Origin of the sequence: Mesorhizobium sp. M0040, from assembly GCF_040323505.1 — a bacterium.
GTDB lineage: Bacteria > Pseudomonadota > Alphaproteobacteria > Rhizobiales > Rhizobiaceae > Mesorhizobium.
Genome location: NZ_JAMYVA010000001.1, coordinates 202,612 through 229,131 on the forward strand (window position 1 = coordinate 202,612; position 26,520 = coordinate 229,131).

At 63.5% G+C, this 26,520-nt stretch carries 21 protein-coding genes; 11 read left to right on the top strand and 10 right to left on the bottom strand.

Going from position 1 to position 26,520, the window contains the following annotated elements; translation table 11 throughout:
• Positions 1-24: 24 nt before the first annotated feature.
• The 4 genes from NKJ91_RS01005 to NKJ91_RS01020 are packed head-to-tail and all read right to left on the bottom strand — an operon-like array spanning position 25 to position 3,139.
• Entirely contained in the window at positions 25-1,041 is a 1,017-nt protein-coding gene (locus NKJ91_RS01005) for a zinc-dependent alcohol dehydrogenase family protein (protein WP_352454092.1), read from the bottom strand.
• 25 nt (positions 1,042-1,066) lie between these two features.
• Entirely contained in the window at positions 1,067-1,462 is a 396-nt protein-coding gene (locus NKJ91_RS01010) for a (R)-mandelonitrile lyase (RefSeq protein ID WP_352454093.1), read from the bottom strand.
• Positions 1,463-1,481: 19 nt separating this feature from the next.
• Positions 1,482-1,952, bottom strand: a complete 471-nt coding sequence (locus NKJ91_RS01015) for a cyclophilin-like fold protein (RefSeq protein WP_352454094.1) — start codon at positions 1,950-1,952, stop codon at positions 1,482-1,484.
• The gene (locus NKJ91_RS01020; RefSeq protein WP_352454095.1) at positions 1,949-3,139 is read right to left on the bottom strand and encodes an MFS transporter; all 1,191 of its coding nucleotides are present in this window, start codon (positions 3,137-3,139) and stop codon (positions 1,949-1,951) included. The genes NKJ91_RS01015 and NKJ91_RS01020 overlap by 4 nt, the downstream gene beginning before the upstream one ends.
• A 151-nt stretch (positions 3,140-3,290) precedes the next feature.
• On the opposite strand from NKJ91_RS01020, the gene NKJ91_RS01025 reads away from it, so the two are divergent.
• Entirely contained in the window at positions 3,291-4,184 is an 894-nt protein-coding gene (locus NKJ91_RS01025; RefSeq protein WP_352454096.1) for a LysR family transcriptional regulator, read from the top strand.
• A 273-nt stretch (positions 4,185-4,457) separates the two neighbouring features.
• On the opposite strand, the gene NKJ91_RS01030 is transcribed toward NKJ91_RS01025, so the two are convergent.
• From NKJ91_RS01030 to NKJ91_RS01045, 4 genes are read right to left on the bottom strand one after another with little or no spacing between them, the layout of a single operon-like run.
• On the bottom strand, positions 4,458-4,703 hold the full coding sequence (locus NKJ91_RS01030; RefSeq protein ID WP_023675441.1) for a MoaD/ThiS family protein: 246 nt from the start codon (positions 4,701-4,703) through the stop codon (positions 4,458-4,460).
• A complete protein-coding gene (locus NKJ91_RS01035) occupies positions 4,703-6,967 on the bottom strand; it encodes a xanthine dehydrogenase family protein molybdopterin-binding subunit (RefSeq protein ID WP_352454181.1) in 2,265 nt (754 codons plus the stop codon). Before NKJ91_RS01035 ends, NKJ91_RS01030 begins: the two co-directional genes overlap by 1 nt.
• Before the next feature lie 2 nt (positions 6,968-6,969).
• A complete protein-coding gene (locus tag NKJ91_RS01040; protein ID WP_023675443.1) occupies positions 6,970-7,446 on the bottom strand; it encodes a (2Fe-2S)-binding protein in 477 nt (158 codons plus the stop codon).
• Positions 7,446-8,306 (bottom strand): FAD binding domain-containing protein, encoded by an 861-nt coding sequence (locus tag NKJ91_RS01045; RefSeq protein WP_352454097.1) that lies wholly within the window; start codon positions 8,304-8,306, stop codon positions 7,446-7,448. The genes NKJ91_RS01040 and NKJ91_RS01045 overlap by 1 nt, the downstream gene beginning before the upstream one ends.
• Before the next feature lie 327 nt (positions 8,307-8,633).
• On the opposite strand from NKJ91_RS01045, the gene NKJ91_RS01050 reads away from it, so the two are divergent.
• Positions 8,634-10,934 carry a hypothetical protein gene (locus NKJ91_RS01050; protein ID WP_352454098.1) on the top strand — a complete coding sequence of 767 codons (2,301 nt, stop codon included), beginning with the start codon at positions 8,634-8,636 and terminating at the stop codon, positions 10,932-10,934.
• A 221-nt stretch (positions 10,935-11,155) separates the two neighbouring features.
• Here the strand turns inward: NKJ91_RS01050 and NKJ91_RS01055 are convergent, their stop codons facing one another.
• Positions 11,156-12,799, bottom strand: a complete 1,644-nt coding sequence (locus NKJ91_RS01055) for an MFS transporter (RefSeq protein ID WP_352454099.1) — start codon at positions 12,797-12,799, stop codon at positions 11,156-11,158.
• Positions 12,800-13,034: 235 nt separating this feature from the next.
• A complete protein-coding gene (locus NKJ91_RS01060; protein WP_352454100.1) occupies positions 13,035-14,066 on the bottom strand; it encodes a histone deacetylase family protein in 1,032 nt (343 codons plus the stop codon).
• A 141-nt stretch (positions 14,067-14,207) separates the two neighbouring features.
• Here NKJ91_RS01060 and NKJ91_RS01065 point away from each other — a divergent pair, with 141 nt between their 5' ends.
• The 9 genes from NKJ91_RS01065 (at position 14,208) to NKJ91_RS01105 (ending at position 26,230) form a co-directional block, all read left to right on the top strand.
• The gene (locus tag NKJ91_RS01065) at positions 14,208-15,911 is read left to right on the top strand and encodes an amidohydrolase (RefSeq protein ID WP_352454101.1); all 1,704 of its coding nucleotides are present in this window, start codon (positions 14,208-14,210) and stop codon (positions 15,909-15,911) included.
• A gap of 102 nt (positions 15,912-16,013) precedes the next feature.
• Positions 16,014-17,108, top strand: coding sequence for an ABC transporter ATP-binding protein (locus NKJ91_RS01070; protein WP_352454182.1), 1,095 nt, complete (start codon positions 16,014-16,016; stop codon positions 17,106-17,108).
• Positions 17,108-18,037 (top strand): ABC transporter permease, encoded by a 930-nt coding sequence (locus tag NKJ91_RS01075; RefSeq protein WP_023675452.1) that lies wholly within the window; start codon positions 17,108-17,110, stop codon positions 18,035-18,037. Before NKJ91_RS01070 ends, NKJ91_RS01075 begins: the two co-directional genes overlap by 1 nt.
• The gene (locus tag NKJ91_RS01080) at positions 18,030-18,842 is read left to right on the top strand and encodes an ABC transporter permease (RefSeq protein ID WP_023675453.1); all 813 of its coding nucleotides are present in this window, start codon (positions 18,030-18,032) and stop codon (positions 18,840-18,842) included. Before NKJ91_RS01075 ends, NKJ91_RS01080 begins: the two co-directional genes overlap by 8 nt.
• A gap of 27 nt (positions 18,843-18,869) precedes the next feature.
• Entirely contained in the window at positions 18,870-19,898 is a 1,029-nt protein-coding gene (locus NKJ91_RS01085) for an extracellular solute-binding protein (protein ID WP_352454102.1), read from the top strand.
• A gap of 62 nt (positions 19,899-19,960) precedes the next feature.
• Positions 19,961-21,157 carry a serine hydrolase domain-containing protein gene (locus tag NKJ91_RS01090; RefSeq protein WP_352454103.1) on the top strand — a complete coding sequence of 399 codons (1,197 nt, stop codon included), beginning with the start codon at positions 19,961-19,963 and terminating at the stop codon, positions 21,155-21,157.
• Between the two features lie 26 nt (positions 21,158-21,183).
• The gene (locus NKJ91_RS01095) at positions 21,184-22,365 is read left to right on the top strand and encodes a serine hydrolase domain-containing protein (RefSeq protein WP_352454104.1); all 1,182 of its coding nucleotides are present in this window, start codon (positions 21,184-21,186) and stop codon (positions 22,363-22,365) included.
• Positions 22,366-22,484: 119 nt separating this feature from the next.
• On the top strand, positions 22,485-24,797 hold the full coding sequence (locus NKJ91_RS01100) for a Tex family protein (RefSeq protein ID WP_352454105.1): 2,313 nt from the start codon (positions 22,485-22,487) through the stop codon (positions 24,795-24,797).
• Between the two features lie 242 nt (positions 24,798-25,039).
• Positions 25,040-26,230: an acyl-CoA dehydrogenase gene (locus NKJ91_RS01105; protein WP_352454106.1), complete on the top strand. Its 1,191-nt coding sequence runs from the start codon at positions 25,040-25,042 to the stop codon at positions 26,228-26,230.
• Positions 26,231-26,520 lie beyond the last annotated feature (290 nt).

A 26,520-nucleotide genomic window follows, 5' to 3' on the forward strand; every position in this document is an offset into this window, starting at 1 on the left:
ACAGGCCGTCCGCCCAATCTTCGCTCACACGGAAAGCATGACCTTGATGGCGCGCCGCTCGTCCATGGCGCGGTAGCCTTCAGCGACCTCGGCCAACGGCAGCTTGAGGTCGAAGACCTTGCCGGGCTTGATCCTGCCCTTGAGCACACGGTCCATGAGGTCGGGCAGGAAGCGGCGCACCGGCGCGGGGCCGCCCAGCATGCGCTTCTGGCCGAAGAAGAGATTCTGGCCATCGAAGCTCACGCCATGCGGCACGCCGACATAGCCGATGGTGCCGCCGGGGCGAGAGCAGGCCAGCGCCTGGTCGAAGGATTCCGCCGTGCCGACGCATTCCAGCACCGAGTCCGCGCCGACGTCCTTGGTGAGCCCTTTGATCCGGGCCACACCTTCCTCGCCGCGCTCAGCGACGATGTCGGTCGCGCCGAATTCGCGGGCGAGTTTTTGGCGGCTGGCGTGCCGGCTCATGGCGATGATGCGCTCGGCGCCCATCTCCTTGGCCGCAAGCACGCCCATCAGGCCGACCGCACCGTCGCCGACCACCACCACCGTCGATCCTTCTCGGACCTCGGCTGCGTCGGCCGCATACCAGCCGGTGCCGAGCACATCGGACACAGCCAGCAGGTCAGGGATGAGTTCGGCCGGCGGCACCTCGGCGCTGGCGACCAGTGTGCCATCCGCCAACGGCACGCGGGCGTAAGGCGCCTGCGCGCCCGACATGAACTCGCGCTGCACACAGGACGACTGGAAGCCGAAGCGGCAATGCGGGCAGGTATTGTCGGAGAGGCAGAACGAGCCGACGACGAACTGGCCGGGACGGACCGTGCGCACCTCTGCGCCGACCTCGACGACGATGCCACAATATTCGTGGCCCATATGCATCGGGCCGTTGACCGGCTGCAGCCCGCGATAGGGCCACAGGTCCGAGCCGCAGATGCAGCTCGCCGAGAGCTTGATGATAGCATCCGTCGGGCGAAGGATCCTTGGGTCTTCGACTTCCTCGCAGCGGATGTCGCCGGGCTTATGAAGAACGGTTGCGAGCATTTTGGTTCCTTTCGAGTGGAGAAGATCAGGCGCCGTAGTCGGCGTCGCTGACATGTTCCAGCCAGTCCACGACCTTGCCGTCTTTGACCTCCTGGAGCGCAATGTGGGTCATGGCCGTCTCCGGTGAGGCACCGTGCCAATGCTTCTCGCCGGGCGCGAACCAGACGACGTCGCCGGCACGGATTTCCTCGACCGGGCCAGCCTCGCGCTGCACGCGGCCAAGGCCGGAGACGACGATCAGTGTCTGGCCGAGCGGATGCGTGTGCCAGGCGGTGCGGGCGCCGGGCTCGAAGGTCACCTGTGCGCCTTGGACCCGCCCGGCATCGAAGGGATTGAAGAGCGGATCGATCCGCACCGTGCCGGTGAACCAGTCAGGTGGCCCCTTGCCGGAAGGCCTGGTGCCAGCGCGAAGAATGTCCATGGTTATCTCCGTTGGGTCCTCAAATGCGCTCGATGCGAAGCGGGAACTTGCCGCTTACGTGTAGGGCCTCTTCGCCCGCGTCGAAGCGGCCGAGCCTGATCAGCCCGGGATGGCGGTAGTCGGCGTAGAACATGGCCAGATTGCCCCAGGGCATGAAGTAGCAAAGGTCGTATGGCCGCTCGTTGCCGAACGGGCCGCTGCCCTCCTCCGTCAGCTTGCGCGGCAGATAGGCAATCTTCTCGTTATGCGCGTAGTCGTCGATGGTGAGATCGAGCGGCAGCATGATGAAGAAGTCGCGCGCCGACGGATTGTCGTAGAGCGTGGCGGTCATGGTCCGGCCATTGAAAATCATCTTGATCTTCATGTCGGTGGGCTCCTGGCTGCCTGGGTCGCTGCCCTGCTGGCTGCGGGCGGCCCGCGGCAGGACCGTTGCCGCGAGCGCGGCGCCGAGCAACGCGCGGCGGCTGAGGTCCGGACGGTCGATCGTCATGGCTGCGACCTCCGGGCCAAATGCGACGCTGCAAAGGCGGCGAGCGCCGATCCACAGAGCAGCACCGCGCCGAAAGTGAATGCACCCCACCAGCCGACCGTATCGAAGAGCGTGCCGCCGATGGCGGCGCCGCCGGTGATGGCGAGCTGGATGACGGCTACCTGCAACCCGCCGCCGGCCTCCGCGTCGTCCGGCAACGTGCGGCAGAGCCACGTGCCCCAGCCAACGGGCGCGGCCGTGCCGAAGAAGCCCCAGGCAACGAGCAGCGGCGCTGTAGGAATCGGCAGCGTACCGAAGGCGATGAGCGCTACGGCCAACGCGGCCATGACCAGCGGGATGACGATGAGGATGCTAAACAGGCGCGTGCGCAAAAGCCGGCCTATGCAGAGGGTGCCGAGCACCCCGGCCAGCCCCATCGCCAGCAGGATCGCCGAAAGCGCGGCGATGTCGAGCCTAGTGACGCTCTCGAGGAAGGGCCGCAGATAGGTAAAGAGCGCAAACTGGCCCATGAACAGCATCATGATCGACGCCATGCCGATGGCGACAGGAAAACGGCCGAGGAGCGCCAGCGGATTGCCTGGACGCTTCCTCCGGCGCGGGGGCAGCGCCGGCAGGCTTGTCCACTGCCAGACCAGCGCCAGGAGCCCAAACGGCACGACGAGGAAAAAAGCGCCGCGCCAGCCGACATAGGCGCCAAGAAAACTGCCCAGCGGCGCGGCGATGGTGGCCGCAATGGCATTGCCAGCGTTTAGCATGGCGAGACCCTTCGGAACCATGTCTTGCGGCACGAGGCGCATGACGATCGCGGTCGACATCGACCAGAACCCGCCGATCGCGATGCCGAGCAGCGCTCGGCCGACCATGAGGAACGCGTAGTTCGGCGCGAAGGTGACAGTGAGCCCGGACACGATGAGGAGAAGGGTGAAGCCGGTCACGACCAGTCGGCGGTCGATCCGGCGCGTGAGGCCGGCGACCAGCAGGCTGGTCACGACGGCGAAAGCGCCCGAAATCGAGATCGCCTGTCCCGTGCGGCCCGCGGTGATGCCGAGATCGGCCGCGAGCGGCGACAGCAGGCTGACCGGCATGAATTCCGACGCGATGAGCACGGAAACACACAGAGCCATCGACAGCACCGCGCCCCATGCGGCGCGGTCTTCGACAAGCCTTGTGTCGTAGGTCGTTTCCATAATTGGCATCCTTGCAAGGCGACGGGGGTGGATCAGCCGCCCATCCCCGTCACCATGCTGGAAGATATTGCAGAGGAACCCATTCTATTAGACTGAGTAATTCGCATGGACTTATCTGCTTATGATATAAATGTCAGACGGGAGGTGCCCTATGCAGCGCGATGGCATGAAGGATCTGCTCTGGTTCGTGGCGGTCACCCGGGAGCGCAGCTTCACCAAGGCGGCGGCCAAGCTCGGAACCTCGCAGTCGACTCTGAGCTCGACAATCAAGGAGCTTGAAGCTCGTCTTGGCGTCCGCCTGCTGACGCGTACGACGCGGAGCGTCGCTCCGACCGAGGCCGGCGAGCGACTTTTCCAATCTCTTGTTCCCCGCTTCGAGGAAATCGAAGCCGACCTTGCAAGTCTGGTGGCCTTTCGCGACAAGCCCTCCGGAACGGTCCGCATCACGCTGTCCGACCATGCGCTCCAGACGACCGTCTGGCCGAAGTTGCAGCCCTTGCTCAGCGACTATCCTGACGTGTGTGTCGAGCTCTACAGCGACAACGGCATGAAGAACATTGTGGAGGAGCGTTTCGACGCAGGCGTGCGGCTTGGTGAGAGCATTGACAGGGATATGATCGCAGTGCGCATCGGGCCGGATTGGAGGCTCGTGGCCGTGGCTTCGCCGGAGTACTTTTCCCGCCATCCGGTTCCGACCGCACCGCAGGATCTGGTTAATCATGACTGCATCAATATGCGGCAGGCGACGTTCGGCGGATTATATGCCTGGGAATTCGCCAGGGATGGCCGCGACCTTCGTGTGCGGGTGGAAGGCCAACTCACCTTCAATTCGTCCATTCCCATGATCGAGGCTGCGATAAGCGGTTTCGGGATCGCCTATGTCCCGGAAAACCTCGTCAGCCACCACATCGCCAAGGGATGCCTTAGGCTCGTGCTTGACGACTGGAGTCCGCCGTTTGCGGGCTATCACCTCTACTACCCGAGCAGGCGACAGCTCTCGCCTGCGATGGCGGTGATCGTGGAGGCGCTCCGCCATCGCATCTGACCCCAAGACTGCGCCTATGAATCATGAAGCTGACATTGGTAAATGGTAGGTTCTGACCCAAGCCATTTGACTTCTACGCTGCGGGCGGCTGCTTTCGCCTCAAAGCAGACGTGTAGCTCGCTCGCCTCTATGTCTGTGATTGACACAGAAGCAGTCATCGAAAAGGAGCCAAACTCGCAGGCTGAACTGGCCAAGAATTCTCGTGGATAGCCGAGGTTTTTCTCGAGCCTAGGCCATGTCTTGGTCGTCAATGGGTAGGACAGGGTTGTCCAGTTATCCCCCGGCAAGACGCGGCAGCAGGAAAATCTCCGCCCCTTCCGGCAGTTCCTTCGACCACGTGTCGCGATAGATCGTCCCGTCGATGGCGACGGCGATGCCGCGATCGATGTATGGCTCGAGGCCGGGATACTGCTCAGCCAGCTTCCTGAACAGCTCCCGAATATCCTTCGCCTCGATTTCGACCTTGCTCTTGCCTCCGGCGATCGCGCCGAGCGACCCCCAGAGCGTTACTTCGACCATCAGCCTCCCCGTTCCGCCTCGAGCGCCGCCAGGATGCGCGGCGGCGACATCGGGATATGCGTCATCCGCACGCCCGCGGCGTTCGACACCGCATTGGCGATCGCCGCCAGCGGCGGCACGATCGAGGTCTCGCCGACGCCGCGCACCCCGTAAGGATGGTTGGGATTGGGGATTTCGAGGATCTGCGTGTCGATCATCGGCAGGTCCGAGCAGACCGGGATCCGGTAATCCAGGAAGCCAGGGTTCTGCAGCCGCCCGTCCTTGCCGTAGATATACTCCTCGTTGAGCGCCCAGCCGATGCCTTGCGCGGCACCCCCCTGGTATTGCCCCTCGACATAGGTCGGATGCACCGCCTTGCCGGCGTCCTGGACGACGGTGTAGCGCAGCACCCTGGTGGAGCCTGTCTCGGGATCCACCTCGATATCGCAGATATGGGTGGCGAACGAGACGCCGGCGCCGTCGGCGACGAGCTCACTGTGGCCTGCGATCGGTCCCCCCGTCTTCCCTGACGCGGCCGCGATCTCCTTCATCGACAGCGGCGAAAGGTTGCCGTGCGTAGCGCCTTTGGCAATCGCGTGACCCTCTTCCCAGACCACGTCGTCGACGGGTATGTCCCACATCTGCGCGGCGCGCTGCCTGAGGACCTTGATGGCGTTGCGGGCGGCCGAGATCGTCGCCATGGAGGAGGAGAAGGTGCCGCGGCTGCCGTCCGTCATGTCGTTGTAGCCAAGGCTGGAGGTATCGGCGACCACCGCCTTGACCTGCTCATAGGGGATGCCAAGCTCCTCCGCCGCCACCAGCGAAAGCGACGCGCGGGAACCACCCACATCGACCGTGCCGACGGCAAGCGAGACCGAGCCGTCCATGCCGATGTTGAGGTCGGTGCAGGTCTGGCCACCGAAATTGAACCAGAAGCCGCAGGCCATGCCGCGGCCCTGGTTCTTGCCGAGCGGCGCCTTCATGTGCGGGTGATTCTTCGCCGCCTCCAGCGTCGGCCCGATGCCGATCGGGCCGTATACCGGTCCATAGGACGATCTGGTGCCTTCCTGCGCCGCGTTCCTGATCCGGAACTCGACGGGGTCCATGCCGATCTCCTTGGCCAGCTCGTCGACCGCACTTTCCACCGCAAACGCCGCCATCGGAGCCGACGGCGCGCGATAGGCCGCGGTCTTGGGCCGGTTGACCAGCACTTCGTAGCCGACCGTCCTGACGTTCTCGAGCTTGTAGCAGGCAAAGGCCGTCATGGCGCCGATCTCGGCCCACATGCCGGCATAGGGGCCGCAGCTATAGCGCAGTGTCGCCTCGGCCGCCGTGATCGTGCCGTCCTTGCGGGCGCCGATCCGAACATCGATCGAGGTGGCGCTGGTCGGGCCGGAGGCGCGGAACACCTCGTCGCGCGTCATGACCAGCTTGACCGGCCGGCCGGCCTTGCGCGACAGCGCCAGCGCCACCGGCTCGGCCCAGACATGGGTCTTGCCGCCGAAACCGCCGCCGATCTCCGACGAGGTGACGCGCAGCTTCGAGGCTTCCATGCCAAGCAGTTGGGCGCAGTGCTGCCGGTAGACAAAATGGCCTTGCGTACAGACCCACAGGTCGGCGGTGCCGTCGGAGCTGACAGTGGCCACGCAGGCATGCGGCTCGATGTAACCCTGGTGCGTCTGCTCGGTCTTGAAGGAGCGTTCGACGACGAAATCGGCCTGGCCGAAACCTTCATGGATGTCGCCATGGCCATACTGGGTGCGCTTGGTGACATTGGAAGGCTTGACGGGCTTCTCCTCGAGGCCCTCGGTGAAGATGGCGTCGTTGATCAGGGGTGCGGAGTGCTTCATCGCCTCGTCGACATCGGTGACATGCGGCAGCACCTCGTAGTCGACCTCGATCAGCTTCAGTGCCTGCCTCGCCGTGCGGGCATCGACCGCAGCCACCGCGGCCACGGCATGGCCGTCATAGAGCGCTTTCTTGCGCGCCATGCAGTTGTCGAGGATGTCGTACATGGCGGCATCGCCGTCGGTGAGGTCGGGCAGGTCGGCCGCGGTGATCACGGCCTTGACGCCGGCGAGCTTCTCCGCCTTCGACGTGTCGATCTTCCTGATCGTGGCATGCGCATGGGGGCTTCTGAGAACGCGCCCGACCAGTTGCCCGGCCATGTTGAAGTCGGCGCCATAGCGTGCGCGGCCCGTCACCTTGTCGACGCCGTCGGGACGGATGGGACGCGTGCCGACAGAGGTGAAATTGCGTCCGGAGTAACGCGGATCGAAATTCATCGTCATGCTCCCTTCATCACGCTGGCGGCGTCCTGAACGGCACGCACGATCTTGTCATAGCCGGTGCAGCGGCAGAGGTTCCCGGCGAGGCCGAAGCGGATCTCCTCCTCGGTCGGATCGGGATTCTTGGCCAAAAGGTCCTTGGCAGCCATGAGGAAGCCCGGCGTGCAGACGCCGCATTGGAGTGCGGCGTGTTCCAGAAATTTCTGCTGCAGCGGATGCAGCCTGTCGCCATGCGCCATGCCCTCGATGGTCTCGACGTGCCGGCCCTCGGCCTCCGCGCCGAGCACCAGGCACGAGCACACCAGCCGATCGTCGAGGATGATGCTGCAGGCCCCACAGTCGCCGGTGCCGCAGCCTTCCTTGGCGCCCGTCAGCCCCAGGCGATCGCGCAGGACATCAAGCAGCGTCTCGTCCGGCTGGCAAAGGAACTCGACATTGTCGCCGTTGATTGTCGTTGATACTGCCACACCAGCCATCATTTGCCTCCTGCGCGTGCATAGGCGGTCGTGGCGGCCCGCTTGGCCAGCACACCCGCGACTTTCCGTCTGAATTCGATAGTGCCGCGCTTGTCGTCGATCGGGCGGCAGGCGCCCGAGCAGACCTTGGCGAGCCTCTCCAGCGTGGCTTCGTCCAGCTTGGAGCCGATGAGAACCTCGGCGGCCTCCTCGACCAGAATCACCGTCGGCGCCACGGCGCCCAACGCCAGACGGGCGGATTTGACGCGACCTTGCTCATCGAGCGTCAAGTTCACGCCGGCGCTTACCACCGCGATGTCCATCTCCGTGCGCGGAATGAAACGCAGATAGGCATCGCCCGAACGCGGCAGACGGCTGTCGAGCAGGATTGCCTCGATGATCTCGCCCTTGGCCAGCGACGTCTTGCCCGGCCCAGTCGGCACCGCTTCCACGGCAATCGTGCGCCTGCCTCCTGGCCCGACTACCAATGCCCTGGCGCCAGCTGCCACCAGCGCCGGCACGCTGTCCGCCGCCGGTGAGGCGTTGCAGAGATTGCCGACTATGGTGCAGCGTCCCTGCACCTGCTTCGAGCCGATCAGCTTCGCCGCCTCGACGACGCCCGGCCATGCCTTAATCAGGGCCGCGCTCTCTCCCAATACGGCGCAGGGGACCGCAGCGCCAATGCTAAAGCCGTCCGCCGTTTCGCGGATTTCACTCAAGCCCTCGATCGCCTTGATATCGAGGATCAGGTCGGGTTCGATAAAGCCGCCTTTCATCCTCACCAGGAGGTCGCTGCCTCCGGCGAGAATGGCGACCGTGCCGACTGATCCGGCCAACTGGCCAACGGCATCTTCCATTGAAAGCGGACGTATGTAGCGCATCGTCTCCCCTTAGTGGTCATAGTCACACCAACTGATATAACCGTCTCTCCACAATGGCCATCCTGTTCGTGCATTCGCGGATTGGGCCAGGCGCCGCAATTTCATTTGCTCGTCCAACTGGACGCACCGCCAGCCACTAATGCTCGATCGGTCCCTTCGGCATGACCAGCGCCGTGCCAGCAGTCGTCGGGCGCTCGATCATGCGGCGGACGCGCGCGCAGTCCAGCACCGCGCCGACCCATCCGTAAGTCATCCGTAAGTGCGCTCCCTCTATGTCCTGTTTCGAACCAGGCGACATGTCTGCGCCGTACAGAGAGGGAAACGAACATGAGCACGCTCCTTGCACCAATTGTGATTGGCCCCGTATCGGTCTTGAGTACCTCGGTCCGTATCGATGGGCCGCTTCCCGGCTCGAGCATTTCCCTCCTGGTAAATGGCGTACCCGTCCCTGCGGTAAATGCCGGCGCCACAACCAGTACCTTTGTGCCGGTCGCCGCAGGCTCCCTCAACGTGGGGGATGCATTGACCGCACGCTGGACGCTCGGCGCCGAAACCAGTGATCCAAGCCCGGTCCCGATCGTCGTGCTCGGGTATCCCTCGACGCTAAGCCCATTGGTGTATTTGAGTCAGGTGCACGAGTGCGTCGACTGGGTGCTGATAGGCGCAGCCTATCCTGGCGCCACGGTCGAGATTTTCAACGGCGGCGCATTGATTGGCAGCGATACTGCACGCGGAAATGTCGTACCAGTGCGCATTCGCGGGGCGATCCAGGCCAACGATGTGCTTAGCGCAGTGCAGTCCGTTCAGACGCCTGCCGGACAGGTGAAGAGCAGTCAGACCCCGAGCTTGCCCGCCGAACAGACGCCGTATCGGGAAAATACCATGCCGGCACCAGCAGTCGGCCCGGTTCCTGGGTGCGCGCAAGCAGTACCCGTCAGGGGGTTGGCTCAAGGCGCCACCACGAAGGTCCACTTCAATGGCGACGTGCTGGAATATCCTTTCGTCGGTGCCAACCTCCTGGCGCTGCTTGGCCGTGCCGCGCACAATCCGGATGTCTTCAGCGCCACGCAGCACTTCGAGCGCTGCAATGCATCAAGTCCGTCATCTGCCCCTCCGGTGATCGTCGACGAAACCTTGCCGGTTAGAAAGCCCGTAATCGACGCCTCACAGTACTCCTGCCCGGCAGCCCGTGCTTTGCCTATCTCCAATCTCGAGCCCGGCGCGACATTGACGATCCAACTTGTCGATCCGACTTCGGGTGCAGCTACCGTGCTCGGGAGAATCGGAGTCGGCGAGGATGTGAGTTCCGGCCAATACTGGATTCCCGACGTGTCGGCCCTGATCCCGGCCTCGCCGCCGTTTCCATCGCTCGTCGTCATCCAGGAGCTATGCGGCAAGACAGCCACATCGGATAAGTTGCTGGTGGTAGGGTCTTACCAGGGCAGCGTATTTCCGCCGACCGTCATGGAGCCTGCATTTGAATGTGCAAGCGGCGCTTTCGTCAACAGCGTCGACAACGCGGTCGTACGTTTGTACTCGGATGCGCCAGATTCTCCTGTAATCAGCAAGCCCGTATTCAGTTTTGGCGGCCTCGTTTGGGTCGAGACATTTCGGCCGTTGCGCGCCGGCGAGCACATTCACGCCCAGCTGGAGCTTACTTGTCAGCCCCTCGCGCTTCGGGTCGGGGGCCCGATCAAAGTGTCCGACCTGACCCCACTCAAGACCCCGGATATTCAACAGCCCGTCCGGGTCTTCCAGCGGTTAATTTACGTATCAGGCGTGATTCCCGGGGCGCGCGTGCATGTATTCGTGAACGGGAAGTGGCGCGCCAGCGATACGCCACTTGGTTGGACGACGCTCTTCTTCGGGATTTACGTGGGCGAGCTCAAGGTAGAAGACCAAATTACGGTGATGCAGACATTGTGCACGAAGATGTCTCCGCTCACCAGAGTTCCCGTCAATGTCACCCTCGGGGAAATGCTGCTCTCCGCGGCTCCCCCGTCCCTGATAGCGGGCCAGCCGGCGACGATAACCATCAAAGCAGTCGACGCCGATAACAAGTCCCAATCGGTTGGAGGGACCATATCGCAAGGGGGCGCGGTGGTCGGGGCCACCAACACAGCGTTCACGCTATCTCCGCCGACCGGCCAAGCATCGGTCAGCTTGCAAGTTGCAGCCGTTGGCTACAAGACCGAGACCATCAGTATTCCCCTTACTGCGGCGCCGGTCGTCAAGCCGGCGATGCTGACGATAGCAACGGGTCTCTGGTTCAACGCCACCAAGAAAGAAATCACTGAAATCACCTGGCACCTGCAGGGGCCATCCGGCAGCTTTTCAAAGACCGAAAAGCCGAACGCAGAGCCGGCGTTGGTTCAGTTCGCGTTGCCCAAGCCGGCCGGCGGCGGGTTCACGCCGTTCACTCTCAGCTGCGAGGTCACATTCCAGTTCCAGGATTTCAATTTCATCTCAGGCGTATCTGGGACGAGGTCGAGTGACTTTATCGAGGGAGGCCTCATAAAGCCGTCTCCATCAACCGTCGAGATGTATTGGAGCGGTACCGACCTCACGATCAACTTCCTGGTAAAGTGGATACAGCAGGGCGATTATTTCGTCATAGAGCTCATGTAGTCGAATCGCCAGCGGAAGGGCGTCAGGGTGGCTGGAGCGGTTCATCGTTTCACGGAAACGGCGAACCGCTCTGTCTCTTCCGGACGGAAAACCGTTTCACACTTTTCCTGGAATTGCGCTGGAGCGAGATGCGTTCAAATTGAACGGTGCATCCCGCTTTATCTATTTGTTTTAACCGCATTTCTGCGACGTCAAGTGATTCCACTTGGCTGCAAAATGCTTTAATGCTCGATCGGTCCCTTCGGCATGACCAGCGCGGTGCCTGCTGTCGTCGGGCGCTCGATCATGCGACGGACGCGAGGTGGCTCGTTGCCGCTGTGCAGCGCCCTTATGCGCTCGCCGATGACCGCGTCGGCGTAGGTGGCGCGCCGATTGTGGCGGATATATTCGACCCAGGTCGGCGTGTGGTAGTGCTCGATCCATATCGACGGATTTTCGAGATCGCGCGCCAATGTCCAGTTGCGGGCGCCGTCACGGCGGCGGATGCGGCCGCGCTCGGCCATGGTGGCGAGGAATTCCGGTACGTCCTCGTTGCGGATGACATATTCGATCATGATGGCGATGGGACCGCTGCGCGGCTTGAGATCAAGCGCCAGATGCGGCTCCTGAAAACGGTTGAGCGGATCGAGGTTGAGCACCGCCTGCTGCGGCAGCGGCAGCAGCAGGCCGATGGCGCCTCCCGCCAGCATGGCGACGCTGGCCGCCATCAGGGCGACTTCGGCGCCATGCGCGTCGGCAACGACACCCCAGACCCAGCTGCCGAGCGCGATGCCGCCGAAGGTCGCGGTCTGGTAGACCGAAAGCACGCGGCCGACCACCCAGCGCGGCGTCGACATCTGCACGGTGACGTTGAAATGCGAAAGCGCCGTCACCCAGCAGGCGCCGCCAAGCAGCAGGCCGAGCGACGTCTGCCAGGCATGATTGCTGACGGCGGCGTTGAAGGCGCAGACGGCGAAGCCGGCGAATGCCATGCGCACCATGGTTTCGCTGGACAGCAGCTGCCGCAGCCTGACGCTGGTCAGCGCGCCGCCGACGGCGCCGATGCCGAAGGCGCCGAGCATGATGCCGTAGCTCAAGGCATCACCCTTGACGACGTCACGCGCGACCAGCGGCAGCAATGCCAGGACCGCGCCGGCGCTGAAGCCGAAAGCGGAGCTCCTGACCAGCACCTTGCCGATGTTAGGCGACATGGCGACGTAGCGCAGGCCGGCGCCCATTGCGGCGCCCAGCGTCTCGCGCGGCAAGGTCGATGCCGGCAGTTCCGGCTTCCAGCGGGCCAGCACGACGATGAGGCCGACATAGCTCAGCGTGTTGACGGCAAAGGCAGCGGCGGCACCGGCAGCGGCAACGATGATGCCGCCGATCGCCGGGCCGACGCTGCGCGTCAGGTTGAAGCCCATCGAGTTGAGCGCGATCGCCGCCGGCACTTTGGTGCGAGGCACCATGTCGCCGACCGAAGCCTGCCAGGACGGGCTGTTGAGCGCGGTGCCGCTGTCGATCAGGAAGGTGAAGGCGAGCAGCGTCCACGGCGTCATCAGGTCGAAATAGGTGAAGACGGTCAGAAGAGCCGAGACGACGAGCATGAAGATCTGCGCGATCAGCATGATTTTGCGCCGGTTGAAGCTGTCGGCGATAGCGCCGGCCAGCAGCGCAAACAGCATGATCGGCAAGGTGGTCGAGGCCTGGACCAATGCCACCTGGTAGGACGAGGTGGCGATCGTCGTCATCATCCAGGCGGCGCCAACGCCCTGGATGAGGCCACCGAAATTGGAGACGAGGCTGGCGGACCACACCGCCCGGAAGATGCCGTGCCGGAACGGCGCCAGCGCCGAGGCGCTTTCGCTTTCCGGTGTGTCGTCGTTCATAAATGCTTTCCCGGGCTCAAATGCGTTTGTTCTTCCGATCAATCGGCCCCGCAAGCCGTGGGTTCAAAAAATAGAACATCATTTCGCAAAGGGCGAACGCATTCTGGAAAAACATCATGGTCCAACAACAAGATAGCGGGCGGGTCAGCGCGTGCCGCTGCAGGCTGAACGATCGGTCAGGCAGGCGGTACCGCTTGCCGAGCGCTGCCATGTGATGGAGGCACCGGCGGCACTTCTAGCGGTCCTCGAAGCCGGTCAGCACGCCGACGGCGTTGATGCCGATCTCCTCGACGGCGTAGCCGCCTTCCATGACGAACAGCGTCGGCAGGCCGAGCCTGGCGATGCGGCGGCCGATCCTGGGATAGTCGGGGGTCTTCAGCTTGAACTGGCTGATCGGGTCCTTCTCGAAAGTGTCGACGCCGAGTGAAACCACGACGACGTCAGGAGCATAAGCCGAAAGCCTCGTGCAAGCGTCCTCGAGTGAGGCGTTCCACACGTCCCAGCCGGTGCCGAAGGGCATCGGGTAATTGTCGTTGAAGCCTTCGCCGTCGCCCTCGCCGCGTTCGTCGGCATGGCCGAGGAAGAAGGGATATTCGGTCATCGGATCGCCATGCAGGTTCAGCACCTGAACGTCACCGCGGCGATAGAATATCTCCTGGGTGCCGTTGCCGTGGTGATAATCGACGTCGAGGATCGAAACGCGACCGGCGTCATGGTCGCGGAACCATTGCGCGGCGACGGCGGCGTTGTTGATGAAGCAATAGCCGCCCATGAAGGCCGCCCCTGCATGGTGCCCTGGCGGGCGGCAGAGGGCGAAGGCGGAAGGCTCTCCGGCCTTGACCAGCGCGGCGGCGGTCAGCGCGACGTCATAGGACGACTTGATCGCATCCCATGTGCCTTTGACGAACGTCGCGCCACCGTCGAAGGAGTAGAAGCCGAGCAGCGCATCAATGCCTTTCGGGCGCACGTCGCCGCGAAGGCCGCGCGTCGGCCAGGTGAAGGGAATGGCCGAACCGCTGCGGCCCGACGCTTCCCAGAGCGGCCACACGGTCGGTAGGAAATCGATGTAGTCGCTGGCATGCACCTTCCTGGCGGCGGCGAGGTCGTGGCTTTCCGGCGGCAGGATCGGACCGAGCTTCTCGCTCTCCACCCGCGCCCTGATGAACTCAGCGCGCGAGGGCTTTTCAAAAGCCGGCACGATGGCGCCGGCGATCAGTTCGACATTGCCGGCATGACCGGCATGGAGAGGCGAAAAAACAGTCTTCATGAAATCATTCCGTGGTGAGACGCGGCGACCCTAACTGTCCTGCATGGCCCTTCACAAGGCGCTGGGCCAACCAGCCATGGCTTGCTGGCCCGGCAGCCGGTCGTCTAGCCTGCCGCCAGCGCAACCGAACCGCGGGTAATCATGAGTTCAAATGCCGACCTGATCGTCACCAATGCCCGTGTGCTGACCATGGACGAAGGCAATCCGACGGCCGAGGCGGTGGCGATAAAGGACGGCAACATCATGGCGGTTGGCGATCGCCGGACGATCGAGGCGCTGAAAGGGCCGGCCACGAAGATCATCGATGCGCAAGGCGGTTCGGTGGTGCCGGGCTTCATCGAAGCGCATATGCACCTTTTCGGCGGCGCGGCCGAACTGGACAATCTGCACCTTCAGGGCGTGCATGGCTTCGATGCACTGAGCGACGCAATCCGTGCCTACGCGGCGGCACGGCCGAACGCCAAATTGCTGCTTGGGGCCGGCGTCGATTACACCATCCTTTCCAAGGAAGAGCCGGTCACCCGCCATCATCTCGACCGCATCATCGCCGACCGGCCGTTCGCGATGTCGGCTTCCGATCACCACACGATGTGGGCCAACACCAAGGCGCTGAAGCTGGCTGGCATCCTGCACGGCAAGCAACTCGGCCCCGGCAACGAGATCGTCATGGGCGCCGACGGCCTCGCGGCCGGCGAATTGCGTGAGGGCGAGGCGTTTGGGCCGATCCTCGAGCTTTCCGGGCAGAACCGCGTGCGGCTCGGCCTTGCGACAGGCGGTGAGCCCGACCCATACCCTTCCGCTGATGAGATCACCGCCGACCGTGACTTGATGCATCGCGGGCTGGAATGGTGCGCCCGCCACGGCATCACCTCAATCCAGAACATGGACGGCAATCTCTACCAGCTCGAACTGCTTGCCGGGTTGGAGCAGGAAGGGCGGCTGCTCTGCCGCACCAAGATACCTTTTCATTTCAAGAACTTCATGACGCTCGACAGGCTGGAAAAAGCGTCGAGGATGGCTTCCGCCTACCGATCGGAATGGCTGTCGTCCGGCATGGTCAAGATGTTTTACGACGGCGTGCTGGAAGGCTGGACCGCGGTCATGGTCGACGACTATGCCGACCGGCCGGGCTGGCGCGGTGAGCCGCTGTTCACGCCAGAGCATTTCGCCGAGGTGGCGCTGGAGGCCGACCGGCGCGGCCTGCAGATCGCCGTGCATTCGATAGGCGACGGCGCTGTGCGCGCGGTTCTGGACGGTTACGAGGCGGCGCGGCGGAAGAACGGCAGGCGCGACAGCCGTCACCGGGTCGAGCACATCGAGGTGACCACTGCCGCCGACGTGCCGCGCTTTGCCGAACTCGGCGCCATCGCCTCGATGCAGCCGCCGCACCCGCCCGGCGCCATGGACTTCCCGCTGGAGCCGACGCTTTCACGCATCGGCCGTGAAAGATGGCCGCTGAGCTATGCCTGGCGGACGCTGAAGCAGGCGGGTGCGCATTTCGTCTTCGCTTCCGACTGGCCGGTGTCGCGGGTCGAGCCGATCCTGGGCATTCAGGCGGCGGTGCTGCGCAAACCTTGGGCAGAGGGCAATCCCGACCAGAGCTTCTCGCTGTTGGAAGCGCTTGCCGGCTATACGGTCGAAGGCGCCTACGCCGAATTCATGGAGCACCGCAAGGGCCGGCTGAAACCCGGTTATCTGGCCGATCTGGTGGTGCTGTCGGCCGATATCGAGACAACTGAACCGGGTTTGTTACACAAGGTGCATCCGGTGACTACCATCTGCGGCGGCAAGATCAGTTATCAGGTTGATGATGGGGCTGACGATGGCACGGAGCTTGCGTTCTGAACCGAGATTCAGATGCATGGTTGCCAAGCCGACCGGCATATGCTGACAATCGAATGGGAACTGGATCCGCCAACAAGAGCGGACATGAAAATGGGGAAGTGCGTGCCGGATCAGCCGGGTAAGAGTGCAATCGAAGTCCGCGGCGTCCGCAAGGTGTTCGGTACCGGGGACGCACAAGTCGCCGCTCTCGACACGGTTTCGGTGTCGATCCGCGAGAACGAGTTCTTCACGCTGCTGGGGCCGTCGGGCTGCGGAAAGACGACGCTGCTGCGGCTGATCGCCGGCTTCGACTTCCCCAGCGAAGGCGAAATCCTGCTGCACGGCCACGACATCGCGCCGCTGCCGCCGTTCAAGCGGCCGGTCAACACCGTCTTCCAGTCCTATGCGCTGTTCCCGCACATGACGGTCGCCGAGAATATCGGCTTCGGGCTGGAGATGCTGGGCAAGCCGAAAGCCGAAATCAAGGCGCGCGTCGCCGAGATGCTGAAGCTGGTCAAGATGGAGGCGCTGAGTGCCCGCCGCACCAGCCAGATCTCCGGCGGCCAGCAGCAGCGCGTCGCACTGGCCCGCGCGCTGGCGCCGCAGCCAAAAGTGCTGTTGCTCGACGAGCCATTGTCGGCGCTCGACTACAAGCTGCGCAAGGAGATGCAGATCGAACTGAAACGGCTGCAGCACCAGACCGGCATCACCTTCATCTTCGTCACCCACGACCAGGAGGAAGCGCTGACCATGTCGGACCGCATCGCTGTGATGTCGGCCGGTAAGATCCTGCAGGTCGGCACGCCCTGGGACATCTACGACAAGCCGGCGGAGCGCTTCGTTGCCGACTTCATCGGCGAAACCAATTTCCTGACCGCAGCCATCACCGACATCGGCAACGGCAAGGCTCGCGCGACACTAAAATCCGGCGCGACGATCGACGCGACGGTGGCTGAGGGCTTCCAGCCGAAGGCGAATGCCACCTTGGTGGTCAGGCCGGAACACGCAAAGCTGACCGGCGGCAAGGGCGATCTTTCCGGAACCGTCGAAAACATCGTCTATTTCGGCACCGATACGCATATTCATGTCCAACTGGACAGTGGCGAAGCCTTCACCGTGCGCCAGCAGAACACGCGCAGCGCAGGCTGCGGTTTCGAGCGGGGCGACAAGGTCGGCGTCTCGATCGGCAACGACGCCGCGCAAGTGCTGAGGGATTGATGGCGAGCGCGTTTTCCCAAGCTGCATTGTTCGAAGCAGAGGCGGAGAAGGCCAGCGCCAGGCGCCACCGCCTGCTTTCGTTGCCAGCTTTGATAATCATCGGCATTTTCGGCGTGCTGCCGCTTCTCATCATCGTCATCTATTCATTTCTTGCCGCAGCACCCTATGGCGGCGTGCAGTGGCAATTCTCGACCGACGCCTATCTGAACTTCCTGTTCCAGCGCGACATCTTCGACGACACGCTGCAGTTCACGCCGGATTTCCTGATCATCTATCTGCGCTCGTTCGTCTTCGCCGTGGTGACGACGGTCATCTGCCTGCTGCTCGGCTTTCCGACAGCCTATTTCATGGCCACGCGACCGCCAGCGCAGCGCAACTGGTGGGTGCTGCTGATCACCATCCCGTTCTGGTCGAACCTGCTGGTGCGCACTCTTGCCATCATGTTCATCATCCGCGACGAGGGCCTCATCAACAACGCACTGATGGCTCTGGGGGTGATCGAGAAACCGATCACCATGCTCTACACCAACTTCGCCATCCAGCTCGGCCTGCTCTATTCGTTCCTGCCGTTCATGGTGCTGCCGCTCTATTCCAGCCTGGAGAAGCTGGATTTCCGGCTGGTCGAGGCCGCCTACGACCTCTACGCGACACGTCGGCAGGTGCTATGGCGGGTGATCATCCCGCTGTCGCTGCCCGGCATCATCGCCGGCTGCCTGCTTGTGTTCATTCCGGCCCTCGGCGCCTATGTGACGCCGCTGATCCTCGGCGGCGGTATCCACCTGATGATCGGCGATCTCATCGCCCAGCAATTCGGCTCCGGGCGCAACTGGCCGCTCGGCTGCGCGCAGGCGCTGATCCTGATGGCAGCGGTGCTGGTGGCGCTCTACTTCTATGTCCGTAACACGTCGGGGAAGATGAGGCATGGCTGACCCCCGCAGCGCCGATATCAAGGACCAACCGGGCTTCCGCTCGATCGCCATCATCTGCCTCTGCGTGCTCTACGCGCCGATCCTGATCCTGATGATCTTCTCGCTGAACACCGGGTCTCTGGTCACGCGTTGGGAAGGCATCGGGCTCGGTTGGTATGGCAGTGCGCTGCTCAACCAGGAATTCCACAACGCCGCCAAGAACACGCTGATCATCTCTGTCACCGCCACGATCATTTCGACGATCGCCGCGACGCTGGCGGCGATCGGCATGACCCGGGTCAAGCCGTGGCGCGGGCTGTCGGCCGCCTTCATGGTCATCAACCTGCCGCTGATGGTTCCGGAGATCATCACGGCGGTGGCGACGCTCTCGTTCTTTGCGCTGATCGCGGGCACTCTCGGGCTCAATTTCGGTATCGGCAATCTGATCCTCGCCCACACCGTCTTTTGCATTCCTTTCGCCTATATGCCGATCCGGGCGCGTCTCGAGGACATGGATCTGACGCTCGAAGCTGCCGCGGCCGATCTCTATGCCACGCCCTGGCATGCTTTCCGGCGCATAACGCTGCCATTGCTAGTTCCCGGCATCCTGTCGGGTGGGGCGCTCGCCTTCATCGTCTCCTTCGACGATTTCACCATCACGCAGCTGGTCGCCGGCCCCGGGCAGACGACGCTGCCCCTCTACATCTGGAACCAGATCAGGCGGCCGATGACGCCGGAGATCAATGCCATCTCCACCATCCTGCTGCTGGTGTCGATCCTGTTCGTCTCGATATCGTTCCTGATCGCGCGCCGCCGCGCCAAGTGAGTCAATGGGAAGGCAAAGGAGACTGTGATGTCTAGGAAACTGATGGCTGCCGTTTCGACGGCAGCACTTTTATGGGCAGTACCTGCACTCGCCGATGGTGAGCTGCACATCTACAATTGGGGTGATTACACCAACCCCAAGCTGATCGAGAAATTCGAAAAACAATACAACGTCAAGGTGACGCTGGACGACTACGATTCCAACGAGACCATGCTGTCGAAGGTGCGCGCCGGCAATTCCGGCTACGACATCGTCGTCCCATCCGACTACACCGTGAAGATCATGATCGATGAGGGCCTGCTCGAAAAGACCGAGCCCAATGCGATGCCGAACGGCAAGAACCTCGACCCGCGCTTCGTCGACATCTACTGGGACAAAGGCCGTCACTACACCGTGCCGTGGCAGTTCGGCACCACCGCGTTCGAAGTCAACACCGACAAATACAAGGGCGACATCGACACGCTGGCAATCCTGTTCGACCCGCCGGACGAGTTGAAAGGCCAGATCAACATGCTCGACGATGTCAACACCGTGATGCACGCGGCCGAGCGCTATGCCGGCGTGCCGCGTTGCGGCGCCGACAAGGCCAATCTGAAGAAGGTCAACGACATTCTCATGGCCGCCAAGCCGTCATGGAAGACCTTCAGCTACGACACCATCACCAAGATCACCTCGGGCGATGTGATCGTCACGGAGGCGTGGAACGGCGCAACCTATCGTGCGCGCCAGAAAATTCCGGCGATCAAATACGCCTATCCCAAGGAAGGCATCGAAGGCTGGATGGACAATGTGGCCGTGCTGAAAGGCGCGAAGAACCTTGAAAATGCGAAGCTGTTTCAGGATTTCGTCATGGCCCCGGAAAACGCCGCGCTGATTTCGGAATTCGCCGGTTACGACAACGGCATTACCGGGAGCCACAAATTCCTGCCGTCGGACTTCGCCAGCGCGCCGGAAATCAATCCGCCGGCCGGTGCGCCGACTGCGGAATTCGTGCCACCTTGCCCACCGGAAGTGGTCGAGATCTACAACAAGATCTGGACCAATCTGCGCAAATAGGCTCGACGTGGGATCGATCGAAGGGAGGCTTCGGCCTCCCTTCTTTGCGACAAGGGGATTGGATGAAATCTTATCGCAACAGCGAACCGGCGCCGCCGATCATGCAGGGTTCGCCGCCGCGGATGGTGCCGCCGAAGCTCGACTGGGACCGGCCGCCATGGAACCGCTGGGCGTTCCAGCATATCCGCGAAATCCTGCCGACCGTCGAAGTCTGGCGCGGCAATGGCCATCGGCATCGCTTCGAGCGCGCCGAGGTCGATCTCGACGCGCTGCCGGTGAACGACAGCATGGGTCAGCCGACGACACTCGCCGGACTGCTCGATGAGACCTATACGGACGGGTTCCTCGTGCTCAAGGACGGCAAGGTCGCCTATGAGCGCTACTTCAACGGCATGACCGAGCGCACGCTGCATCTGTCGCAGTCGATGGCGAAGTCGGTCACCGCCTCGGTGTTCGGCATACTGGTCGGGCGCGGGCTGATCGATCCGGCTTTGCCGGTGACGACCTATCTGCCGGAGCTGGAACCGACCGGCTGGGAAGGCGCCAGCGTGCAGCATGTGCTCGACATGACGAGCGGGGTGCGCTTTTCCGAGGAATACACCGATCCCCATTCGGACATCGGCCAGGTCGATGTAGCCATCGGCTGGAAGCCGGTGCCGCCGGGCAGCGATCCGGTCTTCCGCTGGCCATCGCATATGTTCGAACTGATCCTGGGGCTCAAGGAAAAGAGCCGGCCGCACGGCGCCGCCTTCGAATACCGCTCGATCGAGACCGACGTGCTTGCCTTCATCATGGAGCGGGTGAGCGGCAAAAGGCTGGCGCAGCTGATTTCGGAAGAGCTCTGGCAAAAGCTCGGCGCCGATGAAAGCGCCTGCTTCACTGTCGACAGCGCCGGTTATGCGGTCGCCGACGGCGGTTTCAACGCCACGCTGCGCGATTATGGCCGCTTCGGCCAGCTGATCCTCGACAATGGAGGCGGCATCGTACCGGCCGACTGGATCGAGGCGACGCGCAATGGCAGGCATGGACCGGATTTCAGTCCCAGCCTGCCGGAAGGCAGCTACCGCAACCAGTTCTGGATCGAGGACCCGCGCTCGCGAGCGCTGATGTGCCGGGGCGTGTTCGGGCAGCTGATCCGTATCGACTGGGATACGAAAATGGTCGTGGTGAAGCTTTCGAGCTATCCGGATTTCACCAACATCGGCTATTCGGTGGCGACGCTGAAGGCCGTGCATGCCATTGCCGCGGCGCTCGCCTGAACCTCAAAGAAATCCGCAGGACCACCATGACCGGCAAGACCGCGTTCGAAACCAGATACGGCTTTGCCCGCAAGCAAGTGCTGCTCGGCAACTGGCGCGAAAGCCCGTTCAGCCGGTGGTCGTTCCAGAATGTCGGCGAGTTGGTGCCGAGCGCTGCCGTGGCGGCACAGCCGGGCAGCAGCGAAGCGCCGGCCCAGGATTTCGGCGGGTTACTTGGTGAAAAGGTCGCGCTTGCAGGCGGGGCGGAGACGGTCGCGGCTTTTCTCAGGCGCTCCGATACCGACGCGCTGACGATCATGAAACGCGGCAAATTCGTCGGCGACTGGTTCGCGCCGCATATGGGGTTTGGGGCGCGCCACATCGTCTTTTCGATCAGCAAGTCGCTGACCGCCATTGTTGCCGGCATATTGGAAGGCGAGGGGATTTTCGATCCGCAGGCACCGGTAAGCCTCTATCTGCCCGAAGCCGTCGGCTCGGCCTATGGCGACGCGCGTGTGCGGCACGTGCTCGACATGAGTGTCAGCCTCGATTTCGAAGAGGCCTATCTCGATCCGGAAAGTGCCTTCGCCCGCTACCGCCGCGCCATGCTGTGGAATCCGGGCGGGGGCACCGAGAGCCTGGCCACTTTCCTCATGACGCTGCAGGGTCTGGCCGAGCCGCATGGCCGGACGTTCCGCTACCGTTCGCCCAATTCCGACCTGCTCGGCATCCTGCTGGAACGTGCGTCTGGCCGGCGCTTCGCCGATCTGATGCACGAAAAATTATGGGCGCCGCTCGGCGCCGTCAGCGACGCCTCGGTGACAGTCGACATGGAAGGTACGGCGCGCACCGCCGGCGGCATTTCGGTGACACCGCGCGACCTCGCGCGCGTCGGCGAGATGATGCGGCAAGGCGGCACGGCCAATGGCCGCCGTGTCGTGCCGGAAGCCTGGGTGCGCGACACGGCCGAAACTGGCGGTGACGCCGAGGCCTGGCGGCGCGGCACGATGGCGTTCCTGTTTCCGCGTGGCCGCTACCGCAACAAATGGTACCAGACGGGCGCGGCAAGCGGCGCCGTCTGCGGCATCGGCATCCACGGCCAGTGGCTTTACGTCAATCCGAAGGCCGAAATGGTAATCGCAAAGATGTCGTCGCAGCCGGTACCGGTCGACGATCCGCTCGATCTGGATATGGTTTCCTTCTTCGAGGCGCTGAGCCGGATGGTCTGATCCGATCCAGACAGCCGACCTTTCCTGTGGACCTCTCGCCGGGTTGAAAATGGCGCAGTTGGCGCAGCAGTGCTCCGCGCCTATGGTCGCGTCTCTTTTCGACGAATAGCAGGACCGACATGGCAGCCGACATCAAGCGCATCGCAACCATCATAGCCGCCGAGATCGCCGCGCGGCCCGAACAGGCTGCGGCGGCGATCGGCTTGCTCGACGACGGCGCGACCGTGCCGTTCGTGGCGCGCTACCGCAAGGAGGTCACCGGCGGCCTCGACGACACGCAGTTGCGCGACCTCGCCGAGCGGCTCGCCTATCTGCGCGAACTCGACGCGCGCCGCGACACCATCCTTGGTTCGATCCGCGAGCAGGGCAAGCTGACCGAGGAGCTCGAGGCAAAGATCGCTGCGGCCGGCACCAAGGCCGAACTCGAAGACATCTATCTGCCTTACAAGCCGAAGCGCCGCACCAAGGCCGAGATCGCACGCGAGCGCGGGCTCGGGCCTCTGGCGGAAGCTATTCTCGCCGACCGTACGGCTGTACCCGCCGAGCTGGCGCTCGCCTACATCAGCGAAGACGTCGTCGATACCAAGGCGGCGCTCGAGGGTGCGCGCGACATCCTGTCCGAACAGTTCGCCGAGAATGCCGATCTGGTCGGCAGATTGCGGACCTACATGAAGGAACGCGCCTTCCTGCGGTCGCGCGTCGTCGACGGCAAGCAGGAGGCGGGCGCGAAATTTTCCGACTATTTCGACCATGTCGAGCGCTGGGCCAACGTGCCGAGCCATCGCGCGCTGGCCATGTTGCGCGGCCGCAACGAGGAGTTTCTGTCGCTCGACATCGAGGTCGATGCCGATGATGCCTCGCCGGTGAAGCCGGTTGAGCGGATGATCGCCGATACCTACGCCATCGGCCGCCAGTTGCCGGGAGACCGCTGGCTGCTGGAGGTCGCCGGCTGGACCTGGCGCATAAAGCTGTCGCTGCACCTGACGCTCGATCTGATGCGCGATCTGCGCGAGCGGGCCGAAGAAGAAGCCATCCATGTCTTCGCCCGCAATCTCAAGGATTTGCTGCTTGCCGCGCCTGCCGGCTCGCGGCCGACGATGGGGCTCGATCCGGGCATTCGCACCGGCGTCAAGGTGGCGGTGGTGGACGGCACCGGCAAGCTGCTGGCGACGACGACGGTCTATCCATTCCCGCCGAAGAACGATGTCCGCGGCACGCAGGCCGAACTGGCCAAGCTCATCCGGCTGCACAAGGTCGAGCTGATCTCGATCGGCAACGGCACCGGCAGCCGCGAGACCGAAAGGCTGGTGGCCGACATGCTGGCTGATATGCCTGCCGGGTCCGGGCCGAAGCCGCTCAAGGTGATCGTCAGCGAAGCCGGCGCCTCGGTCTATTCCGCCTCGGCAACGGCGGCGGCGGAATTTCCCGGCCTCGACGTGTCGCTGCGCGGGGCAGTGTCCATCGCGCGGCGCCTGCAGGATCCGCTCGCCGAACTGGTCAAGATCGAGCCCAAGTCGATCGGCGTCGGCCAGTACCAGCACGACGTCGATCAGTACCGCCTCGGCCGCTCGCTGGAAGCGGTGGTCGAGGATGCGGTCAACGCCGTCGGCGTCGATCTCAACACGGCGTCAGCGCCGCTTCTGGCGCGGGTTTCGGGTCTCGGCGCATCGCTGGCCGAGGCGATCGTTGCGCATCGCGATGCCTCCGGCCCGTTCGCCAGCCGCCGCGAACTGTTGAAGGTCTCCCGCCTTGGACCCCGCGCGTTCGAGCAATGCGCCGGCTTCCTGCGCATTCCAAACGGCAGCGAACCGCTCGATGCCTCGGCCGTGCATCCGGAGGCCTATGGCGTGGCCAAGAAGATTGTTGCGGCCTGCGGGCGCGACGTCCGCTCGCTGATGGGCGACAGCGCCGCACTCAAGGCGCTCGATTCGCGCGTCTTCGTCGATGAGCGCTTCGGCCTGCCGACGGTGCGCGACATCCTGGCGGAGCTGGAAAAGCCCGGCCGCGATCCGCGCCCCGGCTTCAAGACCGCGACCTTCGCCGACGGCATCGACGACATCAAGGACCTGAAGCCCGGCATGCAGCTTGAAGGCACTGTCACCAATGTCGCCGCCTTCGGCGCCTTCGTCGATATCGGCGTGCACCAGGACGGACTGGTGCACGTCTCGCAACTGGCCGATCGGTTCATCAAGGACGCGCATGAGGTGGTCAAGGCCGGCGACGTGGTCAAGGTGCGTGTCGTCGACGTCGATATCAAGCGCAAGCGCATCGGTCTGTCGATGCGCAAGGATGGCGACGGTGGCGCACCGAAGCCGCGCGACAATGGCAGCAGGCCGGTGCCGCGCGCGCCCGCGCCCCAACGCCAGCCGGAGCGGCCGGTGCAGCAGGGCGCGTTCGGCGCCGCTTTGGCCGATGCGTTGAAGCGGAAGTAATTTCGCGAGCCGGGCTGCGTCGCCAGGTCAGACGGCGGCGCTCGACATTGATGATCCATCACCAATGCTCATGGATCGGCGAAGCTATTTCGTTTGATTTTTTCAGGACGGGAGCCGATAAGCCGCGCGTTTCAAGATTTCTGTTTCGATGCATGTCGTTATCTCCAAGCTGCCGAACACCCTCGGGTCAGGCCCGCGGGCAAGCTTTGGGCGACATGCATGAGTTTGGGAGACCGAGAGCCATGGCCGCCGACAAGAACGCATTCGTCTGGGATGATCCTTTCCTGATCGAGGACCAGCTTTCGGAGGACGAGCGCATGGTGCGCGATGGCGCCGCGGCGTTTGCCGCCGACAAGCTCGCTCCGAAGATCGAGGAAGCCTATCTCGAGGAGAAGACCGACGCCGGGATCTTTCGCGAAATGGGCGAGGCCGGTCTGCTCGGCATCACCATCCCGGAAGAATATGGCGGGCTCGGCGCCAACTACGTCACCTACGGGCTGGTCGCGCGGGAAGTGGAGCGGATCGACTCGGGCTATCGCTCGATGATGAGCGTGCAGTCGTCGCTGGTAATGTATCCGATCCACGCCTATGGCTCGGAAGAACAGCGCAAGAAATACCTGCCGAAGCTGGCGTCGGGCGAATGGATCGGCTGCTTTGGCCTGACCGAACCTGACGCCGGTTCCGACCCGGGCGGCATGAAGACGCGGGCCGAGAAGACCGCGAGCGGCTACAGGATCTCCGGCTCGAAGATGTGGATTTCCAACGCGCCGATCGCCGACGTGTTCGTCGTCTGGGCAAAATCGGCCGCGCATGACAACGAGATTCGCGGCTTTGTCCTGGAAAAGGGCATGAACGGGCTGTCGGCGCCGAAGATCGGCGGCAAGCTGTCGCTGCGAGCCTCGATCACCGGCGAAGTGGTGATGGAGGGCGTCGAGGTCGGCGAGGACGCGCTGCTGCCCAACGTCTCGGGTCTCAAGGGACCGTTCGGCTGCCTCAACCGGGCGCGCTACGGAATTTCCTGGGGCGCCATGGGCGCGGCTGAGGATTGCTGGCACCGCGCCCGCCAGTATGGCCTCGACCGTAAGCAGTTCGGCAAGCCGCTGGCCGGCACGCAGCTTTTCCAGAAGAAGCTCGCCGACATGCAGACCGAGATCGCGCTCGGCCTGCAGGGCAGCCTGCGCGTCGGGCGGCTGATGGATGAAGGCAAGATGGCGCCGGAGATGATCTCGCTCGTCAAGCGCAACAATTGCGGCAAGGCGCTCGACATCGCCCGCCAGGCCCGCGACATGCATGGCGGCAATGGCATCCAGATAGGCTACCACGTCATGCGCCACGCCCAGAACCTGGAAACCGTCAACACCTATGAGGGCACGCATGACGTGCATGCGCTGATCCTCGGGCGGGCGCAGACCGGGTTGCAGGCGTTCTTTTAGCATTGGCAGGTGTCCTCCGCTTCCAGCGCCACTGCTTGGCATCTCCCCTCGCAAGGCGGGAGATCGGCAATTTTCGCCAACGGCGCCACATTTTGTTCTTGCTTTGTGCCGGCAGCTATGCTATTAATTTCGCTATGGTGCTAATTCGCACCGACGACCCGCTCACCGAGGCGGGTTTTTCTTTTCAGCTCTTTTCGACCAAGCATCGCGCGTGCTGCTGACATCAATGTCGGCGGGAAGCGCCCGGTGCTGACCCGCCGGCCTTCGGCTCTGCACCGTTGCAACGTCTT

Excerpts from the sequence above, each read along its gene's own strand:
- NKJ91_RS01005 (WP_352454092.1), bottom strand. The coding sequence starts at position 1,041 with ATGCTCGCAACCGTTCTTCATAAGCCCGGCGACATCCGCTGCGAGGAA.
- NKJ91_RS01010 (WP_352454093.1), bottom strand. The coding sequence starts at position 1,462 with ATGGACATTCTTCGCGCTGGCACCAGGCCTTCCGGCAAGGGGCCACCT.
- NKJ91_RS01015 (WP_352454094.1), bottom strand. The coding sequence starts at position 1,952 with ATGACGATCGACCGTCCGGACCTCAGCCGCCGCGCGTTGCTCGGCGCC.
- NKJ91_RS01020 (WP_352454095.1), bottom strand. The coding sequence starts at position 3,139 with ATGGAAACGACCTACGACACAAGGCTTGTCGAAGACCGCGCCGCATGG.
- NKJ91_RS01025 (WP_352454096.1), top strand. The coding sequence starts at position 3,291 with ATGCAGCGCGATGGCATGAAGGATCTGCTCTGGTTCGTGGCGGTCACC.
- NKJ91_RS01030 (WP_023675441.1), bottom strand. The coding sequence starts at position 4,703 with ATGGTCGAAGTAACGCTCTGGGGGTCGCTCGGCGCGATCGCCGGAGGC.
- NKJ91_RS01035 (WP_352454181.1), bottom strand. The coding sequence starts at position 6,967 with ATGAATTTCGATCCGCGTTACTCCGGACGCAATTTCACCTCTGTCGGC.
- NKJ91_RS01040 (WP_023675443.1), bottom strand. The coding sequence starts at position 7,446 with ATGGCTGGTGTGGCAGTATCAACGACAATCAACGGCGACAATGTCGAG.
- NKJ91_RS01045 (WP_352454097.1), bottom strand. The coding sequence starts at position 8,306 with ATGCGCTACATACGTCCGCTTTCAATGGAAGATGCCGTTGGCCAGTTG.
- NKJ91_RS01050 (WP_352454098.1), top strand. The coding sequence starts at position 8,634 with ATGAGCACGCTCCTTGCACCAATTGTGATTGGCCCCGTATCGGTCTTG.
- NKJ91_RS01055 (WP_352454099.1), bottom strand. The coding sequence starts at position 12,799 with ATGAACGACGACACACCGGAAAGCGAAAGCGCCTCGGCGCTGGCGCCG.
- NKJ91_RS01060 (WP_352454100.1), bottom strand. The coding sequence starts at position 14,066 with ATGAAGACTGTTTTTTCGCCTCTCCATGCCGGTCATGCCGGCAATGTC.
- NKJ91_RS01065 (WP_352454101.1), top strand. The coding sequence starts at position 14,208 with ATGAGTTCAAATGCCGACCTGATCGTCACCAATGCCCGTGTGCTGACC.
- NKJ91_RS01075 (WP_023675452.1), top strand. The coding sequence starts at position 17,108 with ATGGCGAGCGCGTTTTCCCAAGCTGCATTGTTCGAAGCAGAGGCGGAG.
- NKJ91_RS01080 (WP_023675453.1), top strand. The coding sequence starts at position 18,030 with ATGGCTGACCCCCGCAGCGCCGATATCAAGGACCAACCGGGCTTCCGC.
- NKJ91_RS01085 (WP_352454102.1), top strand. The coding sequence starts at position 18,870 with ATGTCTAGGAAACTGATGGCTGCCGTTTCGACGGCAGCACTTTTATGG.
- NKJ91_RS01090 (WP_352454103.1), top strand. The coding sequence starts at position 19,961 with ATGAAATCTTATCGCAACAGCGAACCGGCGCCGCCGATCATGCAGGGT.
- NKJ91_RS01095 (WP_352454104.1), top strand. The coding sequence starts at position 21,184 with ATGACCGGCAAGACCGCGTTCGAAACCAGATACGGCTTTGCCCGCAAG.
- NKJ91_RS01100 (WP_352454105.1), top strand. The coding sequence starts at position 22,485 with ATGGCAGCCGACATCAAGCGCATCGCAACCATCATAGCCGCCGAGATC.
- NKJ91_RS01105 (WP_352454106.1), top strand. The coding sequence starts at position 25,040 with ATGGCCGCCGACAAGAACGCATTCGTCTGGGATGATCCTTTCCTGATC.